31 protein-coding genes, 3 tRNA genes and 1 pseudogene (1 of these 35 running past the window's edge) are annotated in these 25,146 nt (G+C 70.7%); 22 read left to right on the top strand and 13 right to left on the bottom strand.

What is annotated here, in order from left to right; translation table 11 throughout:
* On the top strand, nt 1-134 hold the final stretch of the coding sequence (locus ACQP2Y_RS00990; RefSeq protein WP_433723680.1) for an MEDS domain-containing protein. The gene continues 724 nt to the left of window position 1, outside the view; the window shows 134 of its 858 coding nt (coding positions 725-858); its start codon lies off the left edge, out of view; its stop codon occupies nt 132-134.
* Complete coding sequence (locus ACQP2Y_RS00985) at nt 121-564, top strand: ATP-binding protein (protein WP_433723678.1); 444 nt, start codon at nt 121-123, stop codon at nt 562-564. Before ACQP2Y_RS00990 ends, ACQP2Y_RS00985 begins: the two co-directional genes overlap by 14 nt.
* On the opposite strand, the gene ACQP2Y_RS00980 is transcribed toward ACQP2Y_RS00985, so the two are convergent.
* The gene (locus ACQP2Y_RS00980) at nt 561-1,922 is read right to left on the bottom strand and encodes a dihydrolipoyl dehydrogenase family protein (protein WP_433723676.1); all 1,362 of its coding nucleotides are present in this window, start codon (nt 1,920-1,922) and stop codon (nt 561-563) included. The genes ACQP2Y_RS00985 and ACQP2Y_RS00980 overlap by 4 nt on opposite strands.
* A 38-nt stretch (nt 1,923-1,960) precedes the next feature.
* On the opposite strand from ACQP2Y_RS00980, the gene ACQP2Y_RS00975 reads away from it, so the two are divergent.
* Nucleotides 1,961-3,052 carry a serine hydrolase domain-containing protein gene (locus ACQP2Y_RS00975; RefSeq protein WP_433723674.1) on the top strand — a complete coding sequence of 364 codons (1,092 nt, stop codon included), beginning with the start codon at nt 1,961-1,963 and terminating at the stop codon, nt 3,050-3,052.
* 90 nt (nt 3,053-3,142) lie between these two features.
* Complete coding sequence (locus ACQP2Y_RS00970) at nt 3,143-3,976, top strand: hypothetical protein (protein WP_433723672.1); 834 nt, start codon at nt 3,143-3,145, stop codon at nt 3,974-3,976.
* Between the two features lie 152 nt (nt 3,977-4,128).
* Here ACQP2Y_RS00970 and ACQP2Y_RS00965 read toward each other — a convergent pair whose 3' ends face one another.
* Nucleotides 4,129-5,463 (bottom strand): cryptochrome/photolyase family protein, encoded by a 1,335-nt coding sequence (locus tag ACQP2Y_RS00965; RefSeq protein WP_433723670.1) that lies wholly within the window; start codon nt 5,461-5,463, stop codon nt 4,129-4,131.
* Nucleotides 5,464-5,499: 36 nt separating this feature from the next.
* The gene (locus tag ACQP2Y_RS00960) at nt 5,500-6,405 is read right to left on the bottom strand and encodes a phytoene/squalene synthase family protein (RefSeq protein ID WP_433723668.1); all 906 of its coding nucleotides are present in this window, start codon (nt 6,403-6,405) and stop codon (nt 5,500-5,502) included.
* Nucleotides 6,406-6,470: 65 nt separating this feature from the next.
* On the opposite strand from ACQP2Y_RS00960, the gene ACQP2Y_RS00955 reads away from it, so the two are divergent.
* From ACQP2Y_RS00955 to ACQP2Y_RS00905, 11 genes and pseudogenes are all read left to right on the top strand, one after another.
* Nucleotides 6,471-7,628 (top strand): polyprenyl synthetase family protein, encoded by a 1,158-nt coding sequence (locus ACQP2Y_RS00955; protein WP_433723666.1) that lies wholly within the window; start codon nt 6,471-6,473, stop codon nt 7,626-7,628.
* Between the two features lie 30 nt (nt 7,629-7,658).
* The gene (gene crtI / locus ACQP2Y_RS00950) at nt 7,659-9,164 is read left to right on the top strand and encodes a phytoene desaturase family protein (protein ID WP_433723664.1); all 1,506 of its coding nucleotides are present in this window, start codon (nt 7,659-7,661) and stop codon (nt 9,162-9,164) included.
* A complete protein-coding gene (gene idi / locus ACQP2Y_RS00945; protein ID WP_433723662.1) occupies nt 9,161-9,775 on the top strand; it encodes an isopentenyl-diphosphate Delta-isomerase in 615 nt (204 codons plus the stop codon). The genes crtI and idi overlap by 4 nt, the downstream gene beginning before the upstream one ends.
* Nucleotides 9,765-10,108: pseudogene (locus ACQP2Y_RS00940) on the top strand (MerR family transcriptional regulator); the annotation flags it as partial. The gene idi and the pseudogene ACQP2Y_RS00940, both read left to right, overlap by 11 nt.
* A 190-nt stretch (nt 10,109-10,298) precedes the next feature.
* Entirely contained in the window at nt 10,299-11,270 is a 972-nt protein-coding gene (locus ACQP2Y_RS00935; RefSeq protein WP_433723660.1) for a B12-binding domain-containing protein, read from the top strand.
* A 141-nt stretch (nt 11,271-11,411) separates the two neighbouring features.
* Nucleotides 11,412-11,484: transfer RNA gene (locus tag ACQP2Y_RS00930), tRNA-Glu, on the top strand.
* A gap of 50 nt (nt 11,485-11,534) precedes the next feature.
* A tRNA-Asp gene (locus ACQP2Y_RS00925) sits at nt 11,535-11,608 on the top strand.
* A gap of 35 nt (nt 11,609-11,643) precedes the next feature.
* Nucleotides 11,644-11,720, top strand: a tRNA-Phe gene (locus tag ACQP2Y_RS00920).
* A 258-nt stretch (nt 11,721-11,978) separates the two neighbouring features.
* On the top strand, nt 11,979-12,521 hold the full coding sequence (locus tag ACQP2Y_RS00915; RefSeq protein ID WP_433723658.1) for a hypothetical protein: 543 nt from the start codon (nt 11,979-11,981) through the stop codon (nt 12,519-12,521).
* A gap of 169 nt (nt 12,522-12,690) precedes the next feature.
* Nucleotides 12,691-14,073: a hypothetical protein gene (locus tag ACQP2Y_RS00910; protein ID WP_433723656.1), complete on the top strand. Its 1,383-nt coding sequence runs from the start codon at nt 12,691-12,693 to the stop codon at nt 14,071-14,073.
* A 54-nt stretch (nt 14,074-14,127) separates the two neighbouring features.
* The gene (locus ACQP2Y_RS00905; RefSeq protein WP_433723654.1) at nt 14,128-14,565 is read left to right on the top strand and encodes a heavy metal-responsive transcriptional regulator; all 438 of its coding nucleotides are present in this window, start codon (nt 14,128-14,130) and stop codon (nt 14,563-14,565) included.
* A gap of 93 nt (nt 14,566-14,658) precedes the next feature.
* Here the strand turns inward: ACQP2Y_RS00905 and ACQP2Y_RS00900 are convergent, their stop codons facing one another.
* Nucleotides 14,659-15,087 (bottom strand): nuclear transport factor 2 family protein, encoded by a 429-nt coding sequence (locus ACQP2Y_RS00900; RefSeq protein ID WP_433723652.1) that lies wholly within the window; start codon nt 15,085-15,087, stop codon nt 14,659-14,661.
* A 114-nt stretch (nt 15,088-15,201) separates the two neighbouring features.
* Between ACQP2Y_RS00900 and ACQP2Y_RS00895 the strand changes: the two genes are divergently transcribed.
* From ACQP2Y_RS00895 to ACQP2Y_RS00880, 4 genes are all read left to right on the top strand, one after another.
* Entirely contained in the window at nt 15,202-15,573 is a 372-nt protein-coding gene (locus ACQP2Y_RS00895) for a YciI family protein (RefSeq protein ID WP_433723650.1), read from the top strand.
* Nucleotides 15,561-16,805 carry an RNA polymerase sigma factor gene (locus ACQP2Y_RS00890; RefSeq protein ID WP_433732427.1) on the top strand — a complete coding sequence of 415 codons (1,245 nt, stop codon included), beginning with the start codon at nt 15,561-15,563 and terminating at the stop codon, nt 16,803-16,805. The genes ACQP2Y_RS00895 and ACQP2Y_RS00890 overlap by 13 nt, the downstream gene beginning before the upstream one ends.
* Nucleotides 16,786-17,238, top strand: a complete 453-nt coding sequence (locus ACQP2Y_RS00885) for a cytidine deaminase family protein (protein WP_433723648.1) — start codon at nt 16,786-16,788, stop codon at nt 17,236-17,238. Before ACQP2Y_RS00890 ends, ACQP2Y_RS00885 begins: the two co-directional genes overlap by 20 nt.
* A gap of 113 nt (nt 17,239-17,351) precedes the next feature.
* On the top strand, nt 17,352-18,395 hold the full coding sequence (locus ACQP2Y_RS00880) for an SGNH/GDSL hydrolase family protein (RefSeq protein WP_433723646.1): 1,044 nt from the start codon (nt 17,352-17,354) through the stop codon (nt 18,393-18,395).
* On the opposite strand, the gene ACQP2Y_RS00875 is transcribed toward ACQP2Y_RS00880, so the two are convergent.
* Together ACQP2Y_RS00875 and ACQP2Y_RS00870 are read right to left on the bottom strand one after the other, a co-directional pair.
* Complete coding sequence (locus ACQP2Y_RS00875) at nt 18,392-18,694, bottom strand: STAS domain-containing protein (RefSeq protein ID WP_433723644.1); 303 nt, start codon at nt 18,692-18,694, stop codon at nt 18,392-18,394. The genes ACQP2Y_RS00880 and ACQP2Y_RS00875 overlap by 4 nt on opposite strands.
* 38 nt (nt 18,695-18,732) lie before the next feature.
* Nucleotides 18,733-19,161 (bottom strand): ATP-binding protein, encoded by a 429-nt coding sequence (locus ACQP2Y_RS00870; protein WP_433723642.1) that lies wholly within the window; start codon nt 19,159-19,161, stop codon nt 18,733-18,735.
* 175 nt (nt 19,162-19,336) lie between these two features.
* Here ACQP2Y_RS00870 and ACQP2Y_RS00865 point away from each other — a divergent pair, with 175 nt between their 5' ends.
* A complete protein-coding gene (locus ACQP2Y_RS00865) occupies nt 19,337-19,651 on the top strand; it encodes a hypothetical protein (protein WP_433723640.1) in 315 nt (104 codons plus the stop codon).
* A gap of 10 nt (nt 19,652-19,661) precedes the next feature.
* Here the strand turns inward: ACQP2Y_RS00865 and ACQP2Y_RS00860 are convergent, their stop codons facing one another.
* Together ACQP2Y_RS00860 and ACQP2Y_RS00855 are read right to left on the bottom strand one after the other, a co-directional pair.
* The gene (locus ACQP2Y_RS00860) at nt 19,662-20,051 is read right to left on the bottom strand and encodes a hypothetical protein (RefSeq protein ID WP_360546980.1); all 390 of its coding nucleotides are present in this window, start codon (nt 20,049-20,051) and stop codon (nt 19,662-19,664) included.
* Between the two features lie 79 nt (nt 20,052-20,130).
* Nucleotides 20,131-20,550, bottom strand: coding sequence for a PaaI family thioesterase (locus tag ACQP2Y_RS00855; RefSeq protein ID WP_433723638.1), 420 nt, complete (start codon nt 20,548-20,550; stop codon nt 20,131-20,133).
* Between the two features lie 157 nt (nt 20,551-20,707).
* On the opposite strand from ACQP2Y_RS00855, the gene ACQP2Y_RS00850 reads away from it, so the two are divergent.
* Nucleotides 20,708-20,956, top strand: a complete 249-nt coding sequence (locus tag ACQP2Y_RS00850) for a hypothetical protein (RefSeq protein ID WP_433723636.1) — start codon at nt 20,708-20,710, stop codon at nt 20,954-20,956.
* 20 nt (nt 20,957-20,976) lie between these two features.
* Here ACQP2Y_RS00850 and ACQP2Y_RS00845 read toward each other — a convergent pair whose 3' ends face one another.
* Genes ACQP2Y_RS00845 through ACQP2Y_RS00830 form a run of 4 tightly spaced genes read right to left on the bottom strand, consistent with a single transcriptional unit; the run spans nt 20,977 to nt 24,231 of the window.
* Nucleotides 20,977-22,272 carry a PrsW family intramembrane metalloprotease gene (locus ACQP2Y_RS00845; RefSeq protein ID WP_433723634.1) on the bottom strand — a complete coding sequence of 432 codons (1,296 nt, stop codon included), beginning with the start codon at nt 22,270-22,272 and terminating at the stop codon, nt 20,977-20,979.
* Nucleotides 22,269-22,838, bottom strand: coding sequence for a hypothetical protein (locus ACQP2Y_RS00840; RefSeq protein WP_433723632.1), 570 nt, complete (start codon nt 22,836-22,838; stop codon nt 22,269-22,271). The genes ACQP2Y_RS00845 and ACQP2Y_RS00840 overlap by 4 nt, the downstream gene beginning before the upstream one ends.
* A 56-nt stretch (nt 22,839-22,894) precedes the next feature.
* Nucleotides 22,895-23,458 (bottom strand): RNA 2'-phosphotransferase, encoded by a 564-nt coding sequence (locus ACQP2Y_RS00835; protein ID WP_433723630.1) that lies wholly within the window; start codon nt 23,456-23,458, stop codon nt 22,895-22,897.
* Nucleotides 23,455-24,231 carry a class I SAM-dependent methyltransferase gene (locus ACQP2Y_RS00830; protein ID WP_433723628.1) on the bottom strand — a complete coding sequence of 259 codons (777 nt, stop codon included), beginning with the start codon at nt 24,229-24,231 and terminating at the stop codon, nt 23,455-23,457. The genes ACQP2Y_RS00835 and ACQP2Y_RS00830 overlap by 4 nt, the downstream gene beginning before the upstream one ends.
* A gap of 18 nt (nt 24,232-24,249) precedes the next feature.
* Here ACQP2Y_RS00830 and ACQP2Y_RS00825 point away from each other — a divergent pair, with 18 nt between their 5' ends.
* A complete protein-coding gene (locus tag ACQP2Y_RS00825) occupies nt 24,250-24,621 on the top strand; it encodes a PPOX class F420-dependent oxidoreductase (RefSeq protein WP_433723626.1) in 372 nt (123 codons plus the stop codon).
* 66 nt (nt 24,622-24,687) lie between these two features.
* Here ACQP2Y_RS00825 and ACQP2Y_RS00820 read toward each other — a convergent pair whose 3' ends face one another.
* Complete coding sequence (locus ACQP2Y_RS00820) at nt 24,688-24,897, bottom strand: BldC family transcriptional regulator (RefSeq protein WP_014687221.1); 210 nt, start codon at nt 24,895-24,897, stop codon at nt 24,688-24,690.
* Nucleotides 24,898-25,146 lie beyond the last annotated feature (249 nt).

Here is a 25,146-nt window from a genome sequence, read left to right as displayed (position 1 = left end):
GGACGGCGGCCAATCTGCCGGAGCCCCGGCGGATGATCGTCGTCTGCGCCGAGCCGATCGAACGGACGTTGACGGTCGCCGGCGCCGCCGACGTGCCTGCGCTGCGGATGCTGGTGCGCGATGGCGAACGGTGAGCGGACCGACACCTCGCCCGCGGTCCGCGAGCCCGCAATTGCTGGGGGAAGTCCGGAGGTGCTCGTCGAGCAGGGCTTCGACGAGGACAGCCTGTATGGCGTGCGGGCGACCGTCGCCGCCCATGTCTCCACGGTGGCGAACGCCCGAACCGTCGACACGATGGTGCTGATCGCCCACGAGCTGGCCAGCAACTCTGTCCGGCACGGCGGCGGCACCGGCCGGCTGCGGCTGCGGCTGGCCGACGGCCTGCTGCACTGCGAGGTCAGCGACGCCGGCACGGGCCTGGACGATCCGGCCCAGGCCGGCCACACCCTGCCGGCGCCTTCGTTGCCCGGCGGACGCGGACTGTGGATCGCCCGGCAGCTCTCCGAGCTGTCCATCGTCACCTCGCCGGCGGGCACCACGATCACGGCGACCGTCCCGCTCTAGAGGGAATGCAGGGCGTCACCGATCGCCCGATGGAATGTCGGATAGGCCCAGATCGTGGCCTGCAGCGTGGCCACCGGCACCTCGGCCTTCACCGCCACGGTCAATGCTCCGAGAACCTCGCCGCCGGAAGGGCCGGCTGAGGTGGCGCCGACCAGCACGCCGCGGGACCGGTCGACGATGACCTTGATGAACCCCTCGTTGCCCGGGCCGTGCACGAACCCGCGGGAAGACGACGGCAGACTCGAGTAGCCCACCTGGACGTCGAGGCCGGCGTCGCGGGCCTGCTGCTCGGTCAGGCCGACGGCGCCGATCTCGGGATCGGTGAAGGTGACGCGGGGCTTGGCGTGGTAGTCCGCGCCCGGGCCGCCCTGACCGAGGATGTCGCGGACGGCGACGTCGGCCTCGTACATCGCCATGTGGGTGAAGGCGCCGTTGCCTGTCACGTCGCCGACGGCCCAGACCCCGTCGGCGGCGCGCATCCGGTCGTCGGTGGTGAGGAAGCGGGCCGACGGGTCGAGACCGATCGTTTCCAGGCCCAGGCTCCCGAGGCGGGCGGCACGGCCGGTGGCGACGAGCAGCCGTTCGCCCGTGACCGTGGAGCCGTCGGACAGCTCGACCGAGAAGCCGTCGCTGGCGTGGGTGACGTGCTTTGCGCGTACCCCGGTCAGGGTTTTGATGCCGTCGGCCGCCAAGGCCGCGGCCGCGGTCTCGGACGACTCGGGCTCCTCCATCGCGAGCAGTCGATCGCTGCCCTCGATGACCGTGACCTGCACGCCGAAGCGGGCCATGACCTGGGAGAGCTCGAGCCCGATGGCGCCGCCGCCGAGGACCAGCAGGGTGTCCGGCAGGGTCTCGGCCTCGACGGCCTCGCGGTTCGTCCAGTACGGCGTGCCGGCAAGCCCGTCGATCGGCGGGATCACCGCCGTCGTCCCGGTGGCGACGACGATGCCGCGGCTCGCCACCCATTCCTGATCGTCGACCCGCACCCGGCCCGGTCCGGTGATGGTGGCCCGGCCGCGCACGAAGTGGCCGCCCTTGCCGGTGAAGCGGTCGACGGCGACCTTGTCGTCCCAGGTGTCGGTGGCCTGCTCGCGGATCCGGCGGGCGACCGGCGCCCAGTCGGGCGTGACCTGCGACGTGCCCGCCAGGCCGGGGATGCGGCGGGCCTCGGCGAGGGCGTTGCCGGCGCGGATCATCATCTTGGTCGGGATGCAGCCCCAATAGGGGCATTCGCCACCGACCAGGGTGTGCTCGACGCCGATGACCGTCAGGCCGGCCTGCGCGAGCCGTCCCGCGACCTCCTCGCCGCCGACGCCCAGGCCGACGACCACCACATCTGCTTGCTGCGCTTCGCCCATGGGACCAGCTTTCCACCCTCGGCGGGTACTGTGCGCCCATGTCAGCGGACCGTAATATCGACGGCTTCGTGGCGCCCGGATACGAACCGGTCCGGGACGCTTTCGCGGCCGAGCCGCGCGGCGGATCGGCCCTCGCGGTGCGACGGCACGGTGATCTGGTGGTCGATCTGCGCGAGGGCTGGGCCGACATCGCGCGGACCCGGCCGTGGACGGCGAACACCCTGGTCAACGTCTATTCGGTGGGCAAGCCGGTGATCGCGCTGGCGGTGCTGCTGCTGGTCGACCGCGGCCTGATCGGCCTGGACGACCCGATCGCGCGGCACTGGCCGCGATTCACGACCGATGCTTCGGTACGGCAGCTGCTGACGCACACGGCCGGCCTCCCGTTCTTCCCCGTGCCGCGGGAAGCGTCCGCGTGGAGCGACTGGGATCTGCTCTGCGCCGACCTGGCCGCCGCGCACCCCGAGTGGCCGTCGGGCACAGTGGCTGCCGAACACGCCCTGACCTACGGCCATCTGCTGGGCGAACTCGTCCGCCGCGTCGACGGCCGGCCGCCGGCGCGCTTCGTCGCCGAGGAGATCGCCCGGCCGTGGCAGCTCGACTTCGGCTTCGGCACCGCGGAGACGGCCCGGTGCGCCGAGCTCGAGTTCGACCGGCCGGACCGGCAGGACCTGCTGGCCGGGGAGCCGGGCTCGGTGCGCGCGCGGGCCATCGCGAACCCGCCCGGCTCCCGCGACCTCGCAGTCCTCAACAGCGACCTGTGGCGCCGGTCCGTCATCCCGGCGGTGAACCTGCACGCGACGGCCGACTCGCTGGCCCGCTTCTACGCGGGATTGCTGGCCGGCGGCGTGCTGGACGGGCACCGGCTGCTCAGTGCGGCGCTCGTCACCGACCTCGCCTCGGCACACTTCACCGGTCCGGATCTGTTCATCGAACAATCCACGACCTGGGGTCTCGGCGTGCAGCTCGAACCGGACGGGACCTGGGGCATGGGCGGCCTGGGCGGCAACGCGGCCTGGGCGGACCCGGCCGCCGGGCACTCGATCGCCTACGTGACCCGCCGGATCGGCGACTTCGACCGGGTCGGTGCGGTCGACACGGCGATTTCCTCGTTGCGACTTCTCACCTGACCGCCGCCCCCGCCGATTCTGTTCCCTCGCGGAAGCGGAATCACCACGGTAAAGGGGGCGGTCATGAGGGGGCGATGGCAGGCAGGGCTGGTGTCTGCCATCCTCATGGCCGCCGCCACGGCGTTGCCCGGGGCTTCGTCGGCAGGCAGTGCGGGTCTTACTGCGGTGCCGGTGAACACCCGAGCCATGTGGCTGTGGGGCGACGATCCGGCCGCTGACGTGATCAGCTGGGCCGGCGAGCACAACATCTCCGAGGTGTTCGTCCACGTTGCACCGACGGTCCTCACCGACGGCGGCCTGGCCCGGCTGCAGGAGCTCAAGGAAATGGCCGTCGCCCGGCGGATCAAGCTGCGCGCGCTCGGCGGTGACCCGGACTGGGTCACCAACCACGCTGCGGCGCTGGCCTGGCAACGGACCGTCGTGTCGACCGGCCTCTTCGACGGCATCCACCTCGACGTCGAGCCGTACCTGGTCGACGGCTGGACCACCGACCTGCCGGCGACCGAGGCGGCGTACCTCAAGCTGCTGGACCGGATGCGCGCCGCGAGCACGCTGTCGCTGGAGGCCGACGTGCCGTTCTGGTTCGGGCAGTACAAGCTCGGCCGCAAGAACCTGGCCGACGAGGTGCTCCGCCGGGTCAACGGGGTGACGGTCATGAGCTACCGCGACACCGCGACCGGCCCGAACTCCATCCTGGCGGTCAGCCTGGACTGGCTGGCCCGCGGCAAGGCGGCGGGCAAGCGGGTGCGGCTGGCGGCGGAAACCGGGCCACTGACGGACTGCCTGCACTGCACCTTTTACGAGGAAGGCGCGACCGCGCTGAAGCTGGAGCTGGCCAAGGTTGATCAGGCGACCCGGCAGACGGCGGCCTTCGGCGGCATCGCCGTGCACCACTACGGCGCCTGGCACACGCTGCCGGCCTAACGTCTCCGCCCGGCCACGAGGTTTCCGGGCCGACCGGGTGGGCAGTTTGTCGCGGGTCCTGCCGGCCTTCAACGGACGAACGCAACGGGTCGGCAGGACCCGCTTCCACATCCCGTCCGGCGAACCGGACAGGAAACTCACCGGCACCCCGATCATGGCCGCAGCCACACCGCCTCGTCGCGGTGCGACTCGAGCGGGCCCGGATAGCCGAGACCTGAGCGAACCGTATCCGGTAGTCGCCATGGCTGGTGTACGGCTCGGCCCGGGATGGAAATCAACTCCGGAACGTAGCGCCGAACGTACACGCCGTCAGGGTCGAACCGCTCTGCCTGCCGGATGGGGTTGAAGCGCCGGTACGGCTTGGTGTCGTTCCCGGTGCCGGCCACCCACTGCCAATTACCCGAATTGTTGGCGACATCACCATCGTTCAGCCAGCGGAAGAACCACCGCACGCCGTCGCGCCAATCGAGCCCGAGGTGCTTGGTGAGGAACGAAGCGGTGATCAGGCGGGCCCGGTTGTGCATCCAGCCCTCGGCCCGCAACTGGCGCATACCCGCATCGACCACGGGCACCCCGGTCGTCCCCTCCTGCCAATGCAACAGCGCCTCCGGATCATCGCGCCACTCACCGTCGCCCGACCTGCGGTAGGCCTGCGTCGAAATGGCCGGGAACCCCGCGGTGACCTGGTAGTAGAAGTCGCGCCAGCCGAGCTGGCGGACAAAGGCGTCGGGGCCCGGGCCGTCCAACGCCCGCGCTGCGTTGGCCACGGTCAACGGCGAGACACATCCAAACCGGAGGTACGCGCTGAGCCGCGAAGTGCCGTCGGCGGGCATATCGTTGTGCAGATCGTCGTACGGGCCGACGTGCTTGAGCCACGTCTTCAGCCGACGCCGGCCCTCCGTCTCGCCACCCGTGGCGGCCGCGGGCGACTCCCCGGCCGGCGGCTCGGGCAGCTCGCCGGTGCTGAGCTCCGGTGGCAGCACAACGTGCGCAGGCGTCGCCACCTCGTCGCGCCACTTGGCCGCCGACCAGGCCCGGTAGTACGGGGAGAAGACCCGGTAGTGCTCGCCGCCCCCTCCCGGCCGCACGTCACCCGGCGGCACGACCGTGGTGCCGGGGAACAGGCGCAGCGAGATGCGGTGCTGCTCGCACTCCTGCTCGAGCCGCTGCTCCCGGCGCCGGGCGTAGCCGCTGACGTCGGTGCTCAGTGCGATGCCCTCGGCGCCGACCTCGGTCGCCACCTTGATCACCTCGGCGACCGGATCACCCGTGCGGATGACGAGATCGCCGCCCAGACCGCGGAGGGTTTCGCGGAGGTCGGCGAGGCTCTGGTGCAGGAACAGGGCGCGGTTCGACGAGAGGCGTTGCAGGTTGGGGTCGAGGACGAACAGGGGAACGACCTGCTCGGCGTTGGCGCAGGCGGCGGCGAGCGCCGGGTTGTCGTGCACCCGCAGGTCACGGGTGAACAGGACGACGGCCGTTCGCATGTCAGCTCCGCTTCTCTGTTTCGCGATCTCCGAGGGTCAGCTTCGGGCGAAGGCCGTGGTCGGCGTGCCCGGTCTGGTCAACAGGGATCTGGCCACCACGGCGGCGCGGCGTTGGTTGGGCACTGTTGCGCGCCGGGTGAAGACGTCGTAGTCCTCGGCCGCGACCTCGTCGAGGATGCCGCCGTACAGCTCATAGGCGGTGCGCATGCAGGCCTGGGACCCGGGCAGCAGCAGGGGGATGCCGGGAGCCGCGGCCGCGTAGTGCTCGTCGGCGCGGGTGACCTCGGCGCGGATCAGCGCCTTGATCTGCGGGGTGGACCGGCCCGCCGCCTGCGCGGCGAAGAGGTCGGCGCGGGTCACCCCGAACTCGGCGAGATGCTCGTCGGGCAGGTAGGTGCGACCGCGGTCCAGGTCCTCAGACACGTCGCGGATGAAGTTGGTGAGCTGGAAGGCGAGACCCAGCTGGCGGGCCGGCTCGCGGGCGGCGGCCGGGTCGCTGGAGCCGAGGATCGGCAGCATCATCGTGCCGATGACCGCGGCCGAACCCTCCATGTAGTCGAGCAAGTCGTCATAGGTCGCGTACGACGTGACGGTGAGGTCCATCGCCATGCTGCGCAGGAACGCGGCGAAGTCCGCGCGGTCCAGGTCGAACACGGCGATGGTGTGCAGCACCGCGGGCAGCAGCGGATCGTCGGTGGGCGCCCCGGCCAGACCCGCGAGAAACTCGTCGGACCAGGCGGTGAGGCGGGCAGCCCGCTCGGCCGGTGGCAGGTCCTCGGTGCGATCGACGATTTCATCCGCGTACCGGGTGAAACCGTACAGAGCATGGACGTGGCGTCGCTTCCACTTCGGGAGCAACCGGGTCGCCAGGTAGTAGGTGCGGCCATGGCGTTTGTGCAGCTCACGGCACCGCTCGTAGGCCGCCGCCAGATCGACCTCCACGGGCCCTCCCAAATAAATCGACGCATGAATCGACGCAACTCGCAGCCTACGGTAATGTCGCCTCCGTGGCCAACGACATCCTCGAGGGAAACCCCCGTATCGGGATACCTCGCCAGACCGTCCAAGCGGACGGGCTGACGACGGCTGTCGAGGGCACTCTTTCCGAGTTCCTGAGCGGCCAGACCGCCGCGCTGGAGGACGTCGACCCGGCGCTCGGCCGCTTCGCCCGCACGACACGGGATCTCGTGCTGACCGGCGGCAAGAGACTGCGCCCGACGTTCGCCTACTGGGGGTGGCGCGGTGTGGTGGCCGCGCGCGAGCCCGTCGAGCCGGTGTTGCCGGCGCTCGCGGCGCTCGAGCTGATGCACACGTTCGCGCTCGTCCACGACGACGTGATGGACGACTCAGCCACCCGGCGCGGCGGCCCTACCGCCCATCGCATCTTCGCCGCCCAGCACAGCAACGCGGGCCGGCTCGGCGACCCCGACCATTTCGGCACCACCTCGGCGATCCTCGTCGGTGACCTGTGCCTGGTGTGGGCCGATCAGTTGCTGGCCCGGGCCGCCGTCTCCACCGCCACGCTGTTCGCCGTCCGCGCCTGCTACGACCGCATGCGCATCGAGGCGGTGGCGGGGCAGTATCTCGACGTCCTCGGCGAGACCGAGCCCGCCGCCTGGTCCGTCGACCGCGCGCTGCTGGTGGCCCGCCACAAGACCGCGAGCTACACGGTGCAGCGCCCGCTGCAGTTCGGTCTCGCGCTGGCGGGTCCTGCCGACTCCGACGCGGCGGCCGTCGACGAGGCCTACAACCGCTACGGCATCGCGGTCGGCGAGGCGTTCCAGCTGCGCGACGACCTGCTCGGGGTTTACGGCGACCCCGTGGTCACCGGCAAGCCGGCCGGCGACGACCTGCTCACCGGCAAGCCCACGACATTGCTCATGCTCGCCCACCAGCTCGCGTCGCCCGCCCAGCGGGCCGAGCTGACCCCGGACCCCGCCGGAGCCGTCATCCCCGCCGACGGCTCCGGCGGGCTCAACTCCCCCGCCGCGATCGCCCGCCGCGCCGAGGTCATCGCCGAGACCGGCGCCGTCGCGCAGGTCGAGGCCCTGATCCAGCAGCGGGTGGCGGAAGGCGTCGAGGCGCTGGCCAGCGCACCGATCCACGATGACGCCCGTGCGGCATTGACCAACCTGGCGGCTTCCGCGAGCCACCGCCGGGCATGATGGACTTTTGACCCCCCTGGAGCTGTTGACGTGCGAAAAGTGACGGGAACGACGGACCGGGTAGTCGTGGTGGGCGCGGGACTCGGCGGGCTCGCCTGTGCGCTGCACCTCGCAGCGGCCGGACGGCAGGTGACCGTCGTCGAACGTGAAGCGGTGCCGGGCGGGAGGGCAGGCCGGCTCTCGGTCGACGGGTACGACTTCGACACCGGCCCGACCGTGCTGACGATGCCGGAGCTGATCGCCGAGCCGCTCGCCGCCGTCGGGGAGCGACTCTCCGACTGGCTCGAGCTGACCCCGCTGAGCCCGGCATACCGCGCCTTCTACCCGGACGGCTCCACCCTGGACGTCAAGACCGACACCGTTCAGATGGCCGCCGAGATCTCCCGGGTCTGCGGTCCCCGCGAGGCCGACGGCTATCTGCGCTTCGTCGACTTCGCCCGCGACCTGTGGCGCCTGGAGCGCAACAACTTCATCGACCGCAACCTGGACACCCCGCTCGACCTGATGAACATGAGCCTGCTCAAGCTGCTCGGCATGGGTGGCTTCCGGCGGCTCCAGCCGAAGATCAACCAGTACTTCCGCGACCCGCGGACCCAGCGCATCTTCTCCTTCCAGGCCATGTACGCCGGCCTGGCCCCGCACGACGCGCTCGCCATCTACGCCGTCATCGCCTACCTCGACTCGGTCGCCGGGGTCTTCTTCCCCCGGGGCGGCACGCACGCGGTGCCCAAGGCGATGGCCGGCGCGGCCGAGAAGCACGGCGTCCAATTCCGGTACGAGACGACGGTAACGCGCGTCGAGACCGCCAACGGCCGGGCGACCGGGGTCATCACCGACAGCGGCGAACGCATCCCGGCCGATGTCGTGGTGCTCAACCCCGATCTACCCGTTGCGTACCGGGATCTGCTGCCCGAGTCGCGCCGTCCGCGCAAGCTGACGTATTCGCCGTCCTGTGTCGTGCTGCACATCGGGTCGAGCCAGAGCTACTCGAAGATCGCTCACCACAACATCCACTTCGGTACGGCCTGGAAGGGCACGTTCGACGAGGTCATCCACCAGGGCCTGCTGATGAGCGACCCGTCGCTGCTGGTCACCAATCCGAGTCACAGCGACCCGAGCGTGGCGCCACCCGGCCGGCAGACCTACTACGTCCTGGCCCCGACGCCGAACCTCGACGTCGCGCCGCTGGACTGGAAGGGCGGCCTCGGCCGGCGCTACGCCGACGAGATCGCGGGCGTGCTGGAGCAGCGCGGCTACGTGGGCTTCCGCGACGGCATCGAGGTGGAACGCATCATCACCCCGGACGACTGGGCCGCCCAGGGCATGGCCGCCGGCACCCCGTTCGCGTCGTCGCACACCTTCACGCAGACCGGCCCGTTCCGCCCGAGTAACCTCCACCCGACTCTGCCCAACGTCGTCTTCACCGGCTCCGGCACGCAGCCGGGCGTGGGCGTACCAATGGTTTTGATCTCCGGCAAACTGGCCGCCGCCCGGATCACCGGAACGGCGGCGGACCTCGTGGGGAGGGCCCTGTGACCGCGTCCCGCGAGACGCACCTCGTTGAGCTCGTCGACACCGAGGGGGTGCCGGCCGGCGCTGCCACGGTGAGCGACGCGCACCGTGCCCCCGGTCGACTGCACCGAGCGTTCTCGGTGTTCCTGCGCGACCCGGAAGGACGGGTGTTGCTGCAGCAGCGAGCTGCGGTGAAGACCCGCTTCCCGTTGCGCTGGGCCAACACGTGCTGCGGTCATCCCCTGCCGGGGGAGACACCCGCGACAGCCGCCGCCCGCCGTCTCGTCGAGGAGATCGGCGTTGAAGACGTGGCGCTGACCGAGGTCGGCGTGTACTCGTACTACGCCGAGGATCCGACCACCGGGCTGGTCGAATACGAGTACGACCACGTGCTGCTGGGCGACGTGCCCGCGGACGCCCGGATGCTCGTCGACCCGGACGAGGTCGCGGATGTGCGCTGGACGTCCGTCGAGGAGCTGAACGAAGGGCTGCGCGAGGATCTGCGGTCGTACGCGCCGTGGCTTCCAGGGGTCACCGAGCGACTCATCCGCCACCTGGCCCTCGGGCCGCAGGCTGATCCCGCGGGCGTACCGCGGCCGGCCGACGATGCACCGGAGCGGTCGGGTGGCCGATGAGGCCCTGACGGCCGGGGCGGTTGCCCGCCGTCTGGGCGTCGCCGTGACCACCTTGCGCACTTGGCACCAGCGGTACGGGCTGGGGCCGAGTCACCATGTGCCGGGCCAGCATCGGCGCTACACCCCGGAAGACATGGACCGCCTGCAGGTGATGCGCAGGCTCACCGCTCAGGGGGTGGCGCCGGCGGAGGCGGCGGCCTGGGCTCGGCGCGTTCCGGTGCCTCTGGATGTGTCCGCGCCGGTCGGGCCGCACGCTCGCCCGGAGGTTCGGGAGCATCAGCCGCGGGAGGGGCCTCTCGACGATTCATCGGCGGGCCGAAGCTCCGAGGACTCCGCGCCACCCGAGCGGACGAGCCAGGACGCCGATCATCGCTCGGCGCGTCCAGAGGCAGCTCAGGGCAGCGACGGGCTTGCTCTTGAAAATCCGGGCGGGACCGCTCAGGATCCGGCCGCGGAGAGCGTGCCGTCAGATCGGCGAGCCGGCGACTCCGGAGGCCAGCAATCCGAGTCACCGTGGCACGGCATGGCCGCGGAACGACCCGACCAGCTCTCTGACGCCGAGACATCCCGGGACGCGGTTCAGCCGGACCACGACGGCACGGCTGCCGAGAAAACGTCCGGTGCCGCTGAGAACGGTCCGACCCGATCGGCGCAGCAGCGGCGAGACGGAATACGCCCCGACGACTGGTCAGGTGATCCGGGGTACCCGACGGCCGACCGATTCGACCTGGCTGGAGCAGCCTCGGACGAGGGCGACACCTTCTTCCGGGTCGGGGAACAGCCGCCGACCGTTGACGCGGTGTGGCCCGAGCAGCTCGGCCAGATGTTCGTCGCCCGGGACGGTGGGGGGCATGCCATCCGTACCGGAAGGGCCGGGCCTGTTGCTCGCGGGCTGGCCCGCGCCGCCATGCGTCTCGACGGTCCGGCCCTGCGCGACATCCTCGAGATGACGGTCACGGACCGTGGTGTGGTCGCGGCTTGGGAAGAAGTGATCATGCCGGTGCTGATCGGCGTCGGCGAGCGCTACGCGGCCACCAAGCGCTTCATCGAGGTCGAGCACATCCTGTCGCGGGTGGTCACCGAGGTGCTCGGTTCCGTCACACGCCCGCCGAGCAGTCAGATTCCCCGCGTTCTGCTGGCTGCCGCCGACGAGGAACAGCACACGCTGCCCCTGGAGGCGCTCGCTGCCGCGCTGGCACAGGCGGGGGTGTCCAGCAGGCTGCTGGGCGCTCGTGTGCCCGCACAGGCCGTCGCGGACGCCGTCGCCAGGACCGGACCGGCCGTACTGGTGTTGTGGTCGCAGTTGGCGGGCAGCGCCGACCCCGCGCAATGGCACCTGGTGCTGGCCGGCCGGCATCGGCCGCTGCTCGCCGCGGCGGCCGGACCGGGCTGGCTGCCGGAGCAACTGCCCGCGGGAGTCACTCTTCTCGGCAATCTCACCGAGGCGGTCCAGCTGGTGTCGGCGGTCGCCCTCCCCGCGAACCGGCCGCGTTAGTGCAGGTCAGCGAGGTGTACGCGGCGGGAGGGATACCGGTTTGGATGAGGGGCAGGGGATCACGTATGCTTTCCAAGCCTCAAGCGGGGCTCGGTTGGGGCCCACGCCGCCGGAGTTGGAATATGCAATGATGGCGGGGTTGCCCTCATCGTCTAGTGGCCCAGGACGCCGCCCTTTCAAGGCGGTAGCACGGGTTCGAATCCCGTTGGGGGTACGAACCGACCTCGGTCGGGGTAAGTGATAGAAAGTACGCAGCACGAGCAAGGTCCTGTGGAGCAGTTGGAGTGCTCGCCGCCCTGTCAAGGCGGAGGTCGCGGGTTCAAGTCCCGTCAGGACCGCAGCAGCCGAGTCCGCGCGCACCACGGCGCGGCAGGGCCAGGTAGCTCAGTTGGTACGAGCGTCCGACTGAAAATCGGAAGGTCGGCGGTTCGACCCCGCCCCTGGCCACCAAGCCTCTCGCCGGGCTTTGAGCACCGCCCACCTGCGGAAACGCACGGTGGGCGTTTTGCTGTCCGGGCCTGGACGAGGCACCTGGGGATGAGATCAATCTGACTCTGCCAGGGAATGCGAGCTAGGGAGTGGCCGACTTGGTCGACGTCGGTGTAGCTCCAATATGCGGCGATGGGCAGCGGCCGGCGCGACCTTTAAGCGGGTCGTCTTCGCCGAAAACTGCCACGTGGGCATGGGTACCTCTTAGCGTCATGTCCTGTGAAGGCCGAGGGCATCGCCATCATCGTCAGCATGGCCGCTTTAGGTGTCGCCGCGTGGGCCGCAAAGTACAACAAGGTCTCAGCAAGAGCGGCCGAGCAAGCGTCCATTGAATCTCGACGATCAGCAGATGCTGCCGCGCAGGTTGCTGCGGTAGAACACGAGCGCGAACACGATCGGCTGAGGCCGACGCTCGCGGACCTCACGACGACGTTCTTCCGCGGTTTCGGCGACGAAGGCATGACCTACCTGCTCATGCGGTTCACCGCACCACGCAGTTATCGGATCACTGCTGAGGCGGCGGGTGGTGGTGAGCGATGGGCACTTGAACTGCCGGAGGTGGCGCGGGCGGGAGAGACTCTGACGATCGTTGTCGAGCAACCGTTTGATCCGGGCCCGGTCCATGCCAGGGAAATCGACATCATGTTCTCGCCTCCGCGGCCGGCGGATGGCGGAGAGCCGTGGTCGTGTCCGTGCGACCGACCCGCCGGTGCCGCTCACTGGAGATTGATGGTGACGCCACCGTTGCGCGTGGATGCCTGACGCGACTCGATCTCGCGATTAGTGCGACGCCCCAAGGGCATGCCTGGGCGCCAGTGAACCCCGCGCCGAGATTGCCTACATATGTCCACCATGGACGGACGACGGGGCAGCGCAGCCATCCCCACTCTCTTTAAGATCCGCTGCGCCCACCCCTCACAAAGGATGTTGCATGAACCTGGCTCCCGCCGGGCGGCACCTGGCCCGCCTAGCCCTGACGGCAACCACCACCGCCGCCGTCACCCTCTCCCTCGGCACCGACCCTTCCCTGGCCGCGGCCGAAGAGTCCAGCACCAACGCCCGAGTCTGGGCCTTCATCGAGGACATGACAGTCGCCCCCGCCGGCGCCCCGGCCAAGGACTTCCGCCTTGAAGTGATCACCAGCGAGGCCGTCAACCCGCGCGTCGTGATCGACGTCAGCGACCTGACCGGCCTGGTCTCCTTCGCCTGGCCGGCCGGCTGCACCACCCAGGGCACAGTCGCCACCTGCCCCGCCCCGCCGGGATCCGTCGACAACAACGCGCCGCTGTTCATCCCGGTCACCGCGGTTGCCGGCGCCCCGGCCGGTGGGCACGGCACGATCCGGGTTCGGGGCGACGCCGACAACCCCGGCGACGGCAGCGACCTCATGAACTCCGACGCGGTCATCACCGTCTCCGGGGACGGGCCCGATCTGGCCGGGCTCGCCGAGGGGCTGATCCCGGACGCCAAGGTCGGCGACCGGATCTACGCGCCCATGGCCGTGACCAACTTCGGCAACCGGGCCGTCAAGGGCATCCGGGTCACCGTCGAGTTCAGCAAACCCCTCACCCCTACCCCGTACGCGAATTGCCGGTACGGCCACCGCACCACCTTCCCCGAGCGCGGCACCGTCGCTGTTTGTGATTTCGCGCAGCGGATTGATCCGGGGGCCGTGTTCAAGCTCAGCCGCGGCTTCGGCGCCCTCGTCACCGACGCTGCCGTTGATCACCAGGTGGTCGAGTACACGATCGCGCCGCTCGCCGGGGCCGGTCTGCCGGACGGTGTGGTTCTTTCCGGGCGCGGCGGGTCGCGGCTGCCGCTGGTCACCGTCACTTCGGCGCCGAAGCGGGCCAAGGTCAGCCGGGCCGCCGACGTTGATCACGCCAATGACTACCGGTACTGGGGTTTCGAGGTGGACAACCTGTCGGACGTCGCGGCCGTCGGCGCCTCCGCTTCCGGCTCGGTCGGCGAGACCGTGCGGGTCGAGGTCGGCTCGCGCAACGTCGGCGGGGCCATCGACTTCACCCGCACCGGCAGCAGCGCCGGGCGGTTCCGGTTCCAGCTTCCCGGGGGTACGGAGGCCACCGACGTCCCCGCCGACTGCCGGCTCGACGACGAAGCTCAGCCCGTGACGTACGTGTGCCAGCTGCCGTCGCTGTACTTCGACCGCGGCGCCACGTTCCTGCGCACGTTCGGGCTGCTCATCACCGGTCCTTCGTACGACGCCGGGGTGGTGTTCGCCGACCTCGACGGGGCGATCGACGAGGACTACACCAATGACCGGGCCGAGGTGAACGTCGCCGTTCTGGGCTGAGGCCGGCATCGACGCTTGACGTTGGACCGTGGTCCAAGGTTTAGCGTCGGTGGCATGAGCGCGACAACAGTTCCGGCGGCGGGCCTGCGGGTGGCCGAGCTCGCAGCCGCCGCCGGAGTGCCGTCCGACACCGTCCGCTACTACGAACGGTTCGGGCTGCTGCCCGCACCGGCCCGTACCTCCGCCGGCTATCGGGCCTACGACCCTGCCGCCGTCGACCGGCTGCGCTTCATTCAAGGAGCTCAGCGGCTCGGCCTGAAGCTGCGCGACATCGGTGATCTGCTCGCCGTCCGCGACACCGGCGTCTGCCCGTGTGAGCCCGCCGAGGATCTGCTGCGCCGGCGGCTGGCCGAGCTGGACGTCGAGATGGCCCGGCTCGCCGCGTTGCGCGCCGACATGGTCGCCATGATCGACGCCATTCCGGCCAGTGACTGTCCTCCTCCCACGCCCGGCACTTGGTGCCCGCCTGAGGGAGGAGGTGCATCATGCTGATCCGTGCCTGCGGCTGCGGCTGCGACTGCTGCTGACCATCCCATCGAAGCGCGGGCCGGCCGGGCCGAACCCGGCCGGCCGTCGCGAGTCTCGTCAGGGCTGCAGGGAAACGGATGCCCGCAGGCTGCCGTCCATCTCGAACGGGACCGACTCGTGCTCGTGCACGACCAGCCAGCTCCCGTCGATCTTCCGCAGGCCCAGGGTGACCCGGAACCACAGACTGAAGCTCTCCGGCTGCCCGAGAGGCGTCGCGGTCAGGCGGTTCAGGCTCGTACAGAAGGCCACCGACCCCTCGGCCGTCACCTCCAGGTCGTGGACCTCCATGCTCATCGGGCCCTCGAAGGTCGCCAGCCATTTCTCCACCGGCGTCACGTCGTCACCGGCCGACGGCTGGCGCAGTGGCGGCGCCAGGTTGTACTCGATCATTGTCGGCGCGTTGTGCGCCACCATCGCCTTCGCGTCCTTGGCGGCCACCGCTGCCGCCCGCTCCAGCACCACCCGGCGAATCTCGGTCGTGTCCATCGTTCACGCCTTTCGAGGAACTCGTTGAGAAGAGCTTTACGCCGGGAGGTAGAAGCAGCTCCGCCGGTTTCGACGTCCCCGGTGAAAGAATTTCCGGGACGTGTGGAGGCTCCGATGAAGTACCTGATCCTGATCCAGTCCAACGAGCGTTCGCTGGCCGTGTGGGAGACGCTCAGCGACGAGCAGCGCATGGAGTTCGGTCGCGGGCACCTGCAGCTCACCGAGGAGATGACCAAGGCCGGTGTCTGCGTCGCCTCGGAAGGCCTCGCCGACCCCTCGCTGGCCCGCTGGGTCTCCGTGCGCGACGGCCGTACCGTGGCCTCGGACGGACCGTTCGCCGAGGTCAAGGAGCACCTGGCCGGGTTCTATCTGATCGACGTCGAGGATCTCGACGAGGCGATCAGCTGGGCGGCCAGGGTGCCCGACGCCGCGTTCACCCAGGTCGAGGTGCGACCGGTGCTCGACATGAGCGGCTGGGAGTTCTGAACCCGCCGGCCGCCCTGGAGGACCTGCTGCGCGAGTGTGCGCCGCAGGTCCTCGGCGCGGTCGTGCGGCGCTTCGGCGACTTCGACACCTGCGAGGACGCGGTGCAGGAGGCGCTGCTCGCCGCGGCTCAGCAGTGGCCCGCCGAGGGGGTGCCGGCCAACCCGCGGGGGTGGTTGATCACCGTCGCCTCGCGGCGCCGGATCGAGCTGCTGCGGAACGAGACCGCCCGGCGCCGGCGCGAGGAGGCCGTCCGGTACGAGCCGGAGCACGCGCCCGCCTCCGCAGTCGACGACTCGCTCACCCTGCTGCTGCTCTGCGCCCATCCCGCCCTCAGCACCGGGTCGCAGGTGGCACTGACCCTGCGCGCGGTCGGTGGCCTCAGCACCGCCGAGATCGCCCGGGGACTGCTCGTGCCGGAGGCCACCGTCGGCCAGCGGATCAGCCGGGCCAAGCAGAAGATCCGGGACTCCGGGGCCACGTTCAGCCTGCCGCCGCCGGGTGAGCGCGAAGCGCGGCTGACCGCCGTACGCCAGGTGTTGTATTTGATCTTCAATGAGGGTTACACCGCGAGTTCCGGGGCGCGGCTGCACCGCACCGAGCTCAGCGCCGAGGCCATCCGGCTCACCCGGCTGCTGCGGGCGCAGTTGCCCGACGACGGCGAGGTCGCCGGGCTGCTCGCGTTGATGCTGCTCACGGACGCGCGGCGGCCGGCCCGCACGCTGCCCGACGGATCCCTCGTGCCGCTGGCCGAGCAGGACCGCTCGCGGTGGGACGCGGCGGCGATCGCCGAGGGCGTCGCGCTGATCACCGCGACGCTCGCGAGTGCGCCGATCGGCCCCTATCAAGTGCAGGCCGCGATCGCGGCGGTGCACGACGAGGCGGCGCGGCCCGAGGACACCGACTGGCCGCAGATCCTCGAGCTGTACGGGATGCTGCACGCCCTCGCCCCCGGCCCGATGGTGCAGCTCAACCGGATCGTCGCCCTGGCCGAGGTGCACGGGCCGGTGCTGGCGCTGGCCCGGCTCGACGTCGCCGAGGACGACCCGGCGCTGCGCGGGCACCACCGGCTGGCGGCGGTCCGCGCCCACCTGCTGGAGAAGTGCGGTGACCTGACCGCCGCGCACGCCGCCTACCTGGAGGCGGCCAGACTGACGCTGAGCGCACCTGAGCAGCGGTATCTCGTGGCCCGGGCAGCCGCGTTAGGGTCAGCCGGTGACCATCGATCTTCGTGAGCTCACCGCCGAGGACCTCGAGCTGATCGAGTTCGCCCGCGGCATCGTCGACGCCAACACCGACGGCGAGGACGGCGTGCACACCATGGGCGCAGCGGTCCGCGGCGTGGACGGCCGGATGTACGGCGGCATCAACCTGTACCACTTCACCGGCGGGCCCTGCGCGGAGCTCGTGGCGCTGGGGCACGCCCGCGCGTCCGGGGCGCGGGAGCTGGCCACGATCGTGGCGGTGGGCAACTTCGGCCGCGGACCGGTGGGACCGTGCGGCCGTGACCGGCAGATCCTCTTCGACTACCACCCGCGGATCCGGGTGATCCTGCCGACCGGCGAGGGCATCCGCAGCGTCCGGATCCGCGACCTGATGCCCCTGGGCGCTGTCTGGACCGTCGAGGAGGGCACCCAGCCGTACGACCCGGGCGTCTTCGCCGACTGAACCCAGCCCACCTGCACCTTGATCACAACCCACAGCTACCGGCCGGGTCTCGAACGGCCCCGCCGCCACCCGATCTGTCGGGAGTAATTGCTGGCGGGACGGGGGAGCTGATCGTGGGATCTGCGGGGCGTAACACGGGCGCGCGGCGTCTGGGCATCAAGGTCATGACCGGGTTCCTGGCGGCCGGGCTGGTCGCGGGCCTCGGCACTCCGGGAGCCGCGCGGGCGCAGATCGCCGCCCGGGTCTCCGGAGACGCCCCCGCCGAGGCCCGCATCGCCGGCTCCGGTGCGATGCGCGTCCTGCCGCTGGGCGACTCGATCACGCTGGGCACCGGATCACCGACCCGCAGCTCGTACCGGATGGGCCTGGCCCAGCGGCTGCTCCGCGGCGGCATGCAGATCAACTACGTCGGTTCGCAGAGCAACGGCTCCGGCGGCGACAACCAGCACGAGGGCCACGGCGGCTGGGACATCGACGAGATGGCCGCCGAGGTCGACGGCTGGCTGGCCGACACCCAGCCGGACATCGTCCTGCTGCACGCCGGCACCAACAACATCACCAAGGGCGACGGACCGTACGAGACGAACCGCAAGCTGTCCGGGCTGATCGACCAGATCCGGGCCGCGCGGCCGGAGGCGTACATCTTCGTCGCGAAGATCATCGGCTCGCGGGTCCCGTGGGAGCTCGCCGACGACCGGGTCTACAACCGGCTCATCCCGGGCATGGTCGCCGCCAAGCAGGACCCGCTGATCACGGTGGTCGACCAATCCACGGTCGGCGGCATCGACCTGCACGACCTGCACCACCCGAACGACTTCGGCTACTCGAAGATGGCCTGGAACTTCTACCGGGCGATGGCCAAGGTGTTCCGGACCTCGGGTGACACCGGCCCGAACCCGTACGCGCTGCAGTCGACGTACCGCTGCCTGGCCGCCCAGGTCGTGCAGGACGGGGAGGTGCGGCACCGCACCGAGTGCCGGACGTGGAAGTTGCGGACCGTCACGGCGGAGATCAACGGCGCGAGCCGCCGGGTACGCACGTGGCAGACGCTGCGCACGGTCAAGCAGGCCTACCGGGTCCGGGTCGCCGGCAAGGTGCGCACCCGTACGCGGCTGGTCAGCAAGTGGACCGGCCCGGGCAACCTGTCGACCCTCTAACCGTTGAAGAGGGCCAGCACGCCGGAGACGTCGAGGACGCGGTGCACCAGGCCGTGCGCGTTGACGATGCGCAGCGGCACGCCCGCCTCGCGACCGGCGTTGAGGCCCTCGATCAGCGCGCCCATCGCCTCGCTGTCCAGGAACACCGCCGCGTCGAAGTCGATGACGACCTCGGCGGGGGCTGATCGCACGGCCTCGAGAAGGGCGGTGCGCATCTCGTCGCGGGCGTTGATGTCGAAGTCGCCGGCCAGCCGGACGACGGCGGCCTCACGGACGATCTGGTAACTCGGCTGGGTCACGGACACCTCTGACGGTTTACGAATCCCGTGATCATAAGTCAGCTCGGAACGGGGAACTCCGCCCACACATGCTTGGTGTGATCCTCGATGTACCAGCCGAGGTCCAGGGCGAACTTCTTGGCCAGGTACAGGCCCAGCCCGCCGGCCCCGGGCGGCCGGTCGTCGGCGTACTGCGGCACCGTTTCCGGGCTGTGGTCGGCGACGTCCAGCACGAAGACCAGGTCGTGCCGGCCGAGCCGCACGATGGTCGGCGGCAGACCGTGCCGCAGGGCGTTGGTGGCCAGCTCGGTGGCGACGAGCACGACCTTCTCCGGGATCTCGTCCAGCTCCGCGCCCGCGGGCAGCGGCTGGCCGGTGATCGCTTCGTGCAGAGAAGCTCGCAGGCTGCGCAGCTGCACCGGGCTGTCCAGCACCCACTTGTGCAGCTCGGTCATGGCGGGCGGCGACTGTGCGCTCAAGAAGGGCATGAGTGAATGTTTCCCAGCCCGGGCGGCGATCATGTGCGTTTTCACCCACAGCGGGCCGCCCTCGCCCGAGCGGCATCGGCCAGTTTGACCTTTCTTGCAGTCTGCGTGGGGGCCTAGCGCTGCGGGCCTGCGTTCCGTACAGCTAACCGGGAACAAAGTTCACGGGAGGAACGACGTGCCGAAGTTCAAGAGCGCGGAGGAACGGGCGGCCTGGACGATGGCGGAGGCGCTGAGCGAGAAGGGCTTCTCCTGCATGCGTGAGGCGGAGGAGGCCGCGGAGAATTTCCGGTCGGGCAAGATGCAGATGCGGCGCAACTTCAAGGCCCGCGGCCTGTCCGAGGTCGACGCCGACATCCGCTGGTCCGGCATGACCGCGGCGAAGAAGGCCCTGGGCGACAATGCCTGGTACATGTCCCAGGCCACGATGTACAACGAGGCCGCCGCCGCCCAGTACGCCAAGGCGCTCTACCTCAAGCACGACGGCGGCTGAGGCGCTGCGCTCATGCCGCCCGGTGGCGCAGGGTCGCCACGGTCGAGCCGGCCAGGGCGAGCAGGCAGTCCGGGAGCTGACCGTCGGCGATGGCCGCGCCGAACAGGGCCTCGCCGGTGGAGATGTCGCCGTTCACGTACGCGCTGACGAAGCGGGCGACCCAGCGCTTGTCGTACCGCGCGTCGTCGATCCCGGGGAAGTCGAGCGTCCAGGCGCCTCTGGGCACGTTCTGTCCGACCATGGTCGCAGCGAGGCACCACGCCACGTCGTACGCCCCCACGACGCCCGACCGGTCGACCACCGCGTCGAAGGTCCCCACCACAGCGTCGCTGTCGCCACTGAGCGCGCAGTGCAACACCTGCGTCGCGTCGTCCAGGGCGTGCTGTGGTATGTCCGTCACGTGGGAAAAGGTACGCGGATGCGTCAAGAATTGCCGCTCAGGCAGCGATCCTGCTGGGGTTTTCCGCCCCCGGTGGGGATCAGGCGCCGCGCAGCAGGCAGGTGAGACGCGCGGTGCAGACCCGGTCGCCGTCGCCGTCGGTGATGACGATCTCGTAGGTCACCGCCGTCCGGCCGCGGTGCACCGGCGTCGCCACCCCGGTGATGGTCCCGGAGCGCACACCCTTGTGATGCGTGGCGTTGATGTCGACACCTACCGCGAAGGGCCGGTCGACCGTGGCGCCGTGCAGCACCGCCCCGACCGAGCCGAGCGTCTCCGCCAGCACGCAGGACGCCCCGCCGTGCAGCAGCCCGTACGGCTGGGTGTTGCCCTCGACCGGCATCGTGGCGACCACTCGCTCGGGGGTCGCCTCGGTGATCTGAATGCCCATGCGCTCGCCCAGGGCACCCCCGCCCCCGTTGCCGAAGAGCTGCTGCATGCCGTCCGCCGCTGTAGTCACGCCCGGCTACGTTACCGGTGAGTTCCGGCGGAGCCAGCGACATCGGTCACACCACTGGCGACCGATCCTTATCTTCGAGGCCGGTTCGGGTCGCGAGGGGGCGACCCGGGCCCTACGTTGGTCAGATCCGCTGCGACGCATCACCTGAGGAGACACCATGAGCGAGCCCAAGGAGATCGTCGAGACCCGCGGCGACGACCGCGTCGACCTGCTGGCGACGGACACCAACGGCGACGGCAGGCCGGACGTGTGGGTGGCCGACACCGACGGCGACGGCAAGGCCGACCTGTTCCAGTTCGACACCGACGGCGACGGCAAGGTCGACATCACGATGGCCGACCTCGACCAGGACGGCACCCCGGACACGATCGTCGACGGCGACGGCGGTCACCCGCCGACCGCCTGATCACCTGACGCCCTGGGCCGTCAGCCGCCACCGAGTGTGCTGATGGCGGCCCAGAGCACGGCAATGGCGAGGGCCGTGGTGAAGACCGCCGAGGCGGTACGCCGCCACGGCCCCTTGCCCTCGGGCGCGATCGCCTCCGGGTGCCCGAGGGCGGTGAGGGTACGGCGCTGCCGGCGCACCTCGTGCTGCCACCGGCTCAGGTCGGTGGTGCCGCGGCTCAGCTCGACAGCCAGCCGGGCCTGCGCGCGTTGCAACCGCCGTACCGCTGCCCGGGCCCGCAGGCCCGCCCGGGTCCGCGCGTGCCACCGAGCACTGGCCCGCCGCGACCCGGATTTGAGGGCTTCCCGCTCGCCCGGGGTGATCAGCTCGTGGTCGTCGAGCTTGTCGAGCTGCACGGCGTAGTAGTCGGCCTCGCGGTCGTGGGCGGCGCGCACGAGCAGCAGGACCAGCAGCAACGGCGGCAGCCCCTTGCAGACCAGCACCACGAGCAGGGCCAGCGCGCCGTTGCCGAGACCGTCGCGCAGCAGCGGCGAGTTCCACAGGAAGTGCGAGGCCCACGCGCCGAGGACGGCCAGCATGGCGACGCCGATCCGGATCCGCCAGGGCCGGTCCGCGCGCACGACCAGATAGCCGATGCCGGCCCCGGCTAGCGCGCCGAACAGCGTGTGACTCCACACCCCGGAGAGGAAGCCGCGCAGCAGGAACGTGGTGATCACCGGCTCGACGTGGTCCCCGCGCCCGGCCAGCGCGACGGCGCCGAGCGCGTACACGATGTCCTCGATGATCTGGAAGCCCAGCCCCACCATCGCGCCGTAGACCACGCCGTCGAGCACGCTGTTGACCTGCGCGCGGGCCACCAGCACGATCGCCACGACGCCGAGCGTCTTGGCGATCTCCTCGACCGTCGGGCCGGCCAGCGCGGCGCCCCAGTCGGCGGCCAGGTGCGGCGAGCCCAGCTTGGCGATGAGGTCGTCGAGGGCCGCGCTGCCGGGGATCGACACGGTCGTGGCCACCAGGCCACCCCAGGCGAAGGCCAGCGCGAGCAGGGCGGGCGGCTCCCGCTCGAGGAAGTCCAGCTCACTGACGATGAACCAGAACGGTACGGCGAGCAGCGCGAACAACCCGATCGCGGTCAACGTGGCCAGCGGGTACGTGCCCAGGAAGCGTCCCGCGATCAGCGTCATCCGCACGCCGCCGGCCACCACCAGCGTGAGCACGATCCAGAAGGCGGGCAGCCGGATCAGCCCGGGGCCGCAGTGGGCGCCGGGCTGTACGGGCGCGGTGCGGTCGCTGCGCAAACGGGACTCCGCCGTCATCCGGTGTCCGCCGGGTCGTACCGCAACGTCCGGGTGCTCGCGTCGATCGCCGGCAGCGTGCGGCCCAGGTCCAGGTCGGCCCCGCTGACGGTGACCTCGATGGTGCGGCCGTCGGCGACGAAGACGGCGTATCGGCCGCCACGGCCCGGCGCGGTGTAGCCGCCCTGCAAGCCGGCCAGGCCGGAGCCGGTGGCGACGGTCAGCTCGGTGCCGGTGACCTGGTAGCCGGGGGTGCCGGTGATCCGCTGGCGCAGCCCGTTGGCGGCGGCCGCCAGGTCACCCTCGAAGCGCCGGACGGTGATCAGGTAGCGCACCGGGCCGAGCCGGAACAGGGCCGTGCCGGCGTCGTCGGTGGGCCGGGTCTCGGTGACGTCGATCCGCGACCCGGGCGGCGGGACGACCGTGACACCCCCGCCGATGGCGTACGGGCGGTCGGTCGGCACCGAGCGGTCGGCGGGCAGCGCCCGGTCCAGGGCGGGCAGCCCGACGCCGAGCCCGGCGAGGGCCAGGACGAGGCTGAGCGCACCGAAGAGGTTCATCAGCTGACGCCGAGTAACCCACCCCATCTCAATACGCTAACCGGCGACCAGCACCGTCTCCCGGACGAGCGTGTTTTGTCTGTTTACTCCGAATGTTCGCGAAGGCTCCCGGCCGGCACCGCGGCGGTCAGCCACACCCCGTTCTGGCTGCGGTGGAACACGTGCCCGGCGGCAGCCATGGCACCCGCCTCCACCGCAAGGACGACCACGTCGGTGGCGCGGCGGCGACCCACCACCAGGGCGGTCGCCACGTCCGGTGAGAGGTGCACGTGCTGACGGCTGCGCGGGCGCAGGCCCTCCCGCAGGATCGCGTCGAGGTTCGCCCGGGGAGTGCCGTGGAAGAGGACGGCGGGCGGCTGAGCCGGCGGCAGATCGAGATCAACCTGCACCCGCCGGGAGTGCCCCTGATTGGCCCGGATGCGCTCGACACCGTCGGCACCCATCTGCACCGCGAAGCGGGACTTGTCGTTGTGCTCCACCACGACGTCGAGCTCGGCCCGGGAAATCCGCAGCGCGGCGAGCAGGTCCGCGACCGGCACCCAGCCGTTCGCGTCGAGGGTCAGGCCGGCCGTCTCGGGCCGGTGCCGCAGCACGAGGGACAGCCGTTTGCTGAGCCGCACCTGCTCCCTGGTCAGCACCGTGCTCACGGTCGTAGCTCCATGACCGCAAGGTAGTAAGGCCGGTCCTCGGTGTCGACGGATTTGAGCCGCCACCGGCTGCCGGTCAGCAGCCCGTCAAGCTCCTCGACCGAGCAATTGAGGTAGTCGAACCACTCGGTGGCCAGCAGGCGGTACCGCAGCCGCAGGCGCAGCTGGCCGCCGAGCCGTCCCCGGTCCCGGTTGCGCTGGTGGTACGCGACGTGCACGGGATCCGTGGTGCCGTACGGGTCGGTGCCCTGCGCGATGATCCGGGCTCCCGGACGGGCCAGCTCGGCCAGCGCGGCGAGGAAGTCAGGGGCCCGCTCCGGCCCCTCGATCAGGCCCAGGTTGTTGCCGAGCAGCAGGAACGTGTCGTAACGGGCCGCCGAGCGGGCGTACGCGTCGACAGTGTTGAGCACGGTGTCCCGCAGCCCCCGCTTGCGTGCCACCTCGATCGCTCCCGCAGAGGTGTCCAGCCCGGTGACCGCCATGCCGCGGTGCTGCAGCTCCAGCGCCGTACGCCCGGCCCCGACCCCGATGTCCAGCACCGCGCCACGCACGAGCCGCAGCGCTCGGTGGTCGTGGGGTTGCCAGTCGCCCGGTGCGGCCAGGTAGTGGTCGGCGGGCGCGCCGTTGATCAGCCCGTCGTCGCGTTCGATGATCTCGATGACCGGCCGCGGCACCCGGCCGCCGGCCAGCGGTCGGGGCCCGATCCCGGTGTGCACCGCGTAGGCGTCCCGGATCATCTCGCCGAACACGTCGCCGATCGTAGGTTGATCCATTGCCACTACTCTTGGTCTATGGCGACGCTCGAGCAACTCGGCGCGGAGAAGTACGTCCTTCTGACGACGTTCCGCCGGGACGGCCGGGCTGTGCCGACCCCGCTGTGGGTGGTGCCCGACGGCCCCGGGCTGGCGTTCTGGACGCCGGCCGGCACGGGCAAGGTCAAGCGGATCCGCAACAGCGACCGGGTAACGGTGGCCGCGTGCGACGTGCGCGGCAACGTGCGGGGTGCGGCGATCGAGGCCCAGGCGCGCATCGGCGACGCGGCCGACCTGCGCCGGGTCGCCGAGGGGCTCAAGCGCAAGTACGGCCTGATGGGCCGGCTCTCGCTGCTGGGCAGCAAGCTGCGCCGGGGCGCGGACGGCACGCTGGCCGTCCTCGTCTCCTGAGACGAAGAAGGGGCGACTGCCGGCCTGGCATTCGCCCCTTTATCGATCTCTCGGTCGACTGCGGTTTCAGTCGCCCTGACGCTGCGTGGGGATCTGCCCCTGCAGCAGGGCGCGAACCTCCGACTCACGGTAGCGACGGTGCCCGCCCAGGGTGCGAATTGCGCTGAGCTTGCCCGCCTTGGCCCACCGGGTGACGGTTTTCGGGTCGACACGGAACATCGACGCCACCTCGGCCGGCGTGAGTAGCGGCTCAGGATCATGCGTACGCGATGCCATCGGTCACTCCTCCACAGGTACCTAAAGACATCGGCCGGGGTCCCGCCGGCCGGTGCGTCTCTCATGGTCCGGCTAGTCCCCGATGTCCGACATGGGCCGAACGGCCGAACGTCCCTAGATAGACGGTTGAAGCATGCCCGATTTTTACCTGTTTTCTACGCCAGAAAGTGTCTTGTTTGGACCGATTATCACGCTTCGCGGGACGGCGATTACGAAGAGTGTTCGCCTAGAGAGCGCTTCCCAGCACGG

This window comes from Actinoplanes sp. CA-051413 (assembly GCF_050955795.1).
Taxonomy (GTDB): Bacteria; Actinomycetota; Actinomycetes; order Mycobacteriales; family Micromonosporaceae; genus Actinoplanes.
Note: the sequence above shows the minus strand (reverse complement) of the source record. Positions and strands in the feature narration are given on the sequence as shown.

Bases quoted from the DNA above. Each gene is read 5' to 3' on its own strand.
- ACQP2Y_RS00985 (WP_433723678.1), top strand. From the start codon at position 121: ATGGCGAACGGTGAGCGGACCGACACCTCGCCCGCGGTCCGCGAGCCC.
- ACQP2Y_RS00980 (WP_433723676.1), bottom strand. From the start codon at position 1,922: ATGGGCGAAGCGCAGCAAGCAGATGTGGTGGTCGTCGGCCTGGGCGTC.
- ACQP2Y_RS00975 (WP_433723674.1), top strand. From the start codon at position 1,961: ATGTCAGCGGACCGTAATATCGACGGCTTCGTGGCGCCCGGATACGAA.
- ACQP2Y_RS00965 (WP_433723670.1), bottom strand. From the start codon at position 5,463: ATGCGAACGGCCGTCGTCCTGTTCACCCGTGACCTGCGGGTGCACGAC.
- ACQP2Y_RS00935 (WP_433723660.1), top strand. From the start codon at position 10,299: ATGGCCGCGGAACGACCCGACCAGCTCTCTGACGCCGAGACATCCCGG.
- ACQP2Y_RS00910 (WP_433723656.1), top strand. From the start codon at position 12,691: ATGAACCTGGCTCCCGCCGGGCGGCACCTGGCCCGCCTAGCCCTGACG.
- ACQP2Y_RS00905 (WP_433723654.1), top strand. From the start codon at position 14,128: ATGAGCGCGACAACAGTTCCGGCGGCGGGCCTGCGGGTGGCCGAGCTC.
- ACQP2Y_RS00900 (WP_433723652.1), bottom strand. From the start codon at position 15,087: ATGGACACGACCGAGATTCGCCGGGTGGTGCTGGAGCGGGCGGCAGCG.
- ACQP2Y_RS00895 (WP_433723650.1), top strand. From the start codon at position 15,202: ATGAAGTACCTGATCCTGATCCAGTCCAACGAGCGTTCGCTGGCCGTG.
- ACQP2Y_RS00870 (WP_433723642.1), bottom strand. From the start codon at position 19,161: ATGCCCTTCTTGAGCGCACAGTCGCCGCCCGCCATGACCGAGCTGCAC.
- ACQP2Y_RS00850 (WP_433723636.1), top strand. From the start codon at position 20,708: ATGAGCGAGCCCAAGGAGATCGTCGAGACCCGCGGCGACGACCGCGTC.
- ACQP2Y_RS00845 (WP_433723634.1), bottom strand. From the start codon at position 22,272: ATGACGGCGGAGTCCCGTTTGCGCAGCGACCGCACCGCGCCCGTACAG.
- ACQP2Y_RS00840 (WP_433723632.1), bottom strand. From the start codon at position 22,838: ATGGGGTGGGTTACTCGGCGTCAGCTGATGAACCTCTTCGGTGCGCTC.
- ACQP2Y_RS00830 (WP_433723628.1), bottom strand. From the start codon at position 24,231: ATGGATCAACCTACGATCGGCGACGTGTTCGGCGAGATGATCCGGGAC.
- ACQP2Y_RS00825 (WP_433723626.1), top strand. From the start codon at position 24,250: ATGGCGACGCTCGAGCAACTCGGCGCGGAGAAGTACGTCCTTCTGACG.
- ACQP2Y_RS00820 (WP_014687221.1), bottom strand. From the start codon at position 24,897: ATGGCATCGCGTACGCATGATCCTGAGCCGCTACTCACGCCGGCCGAG.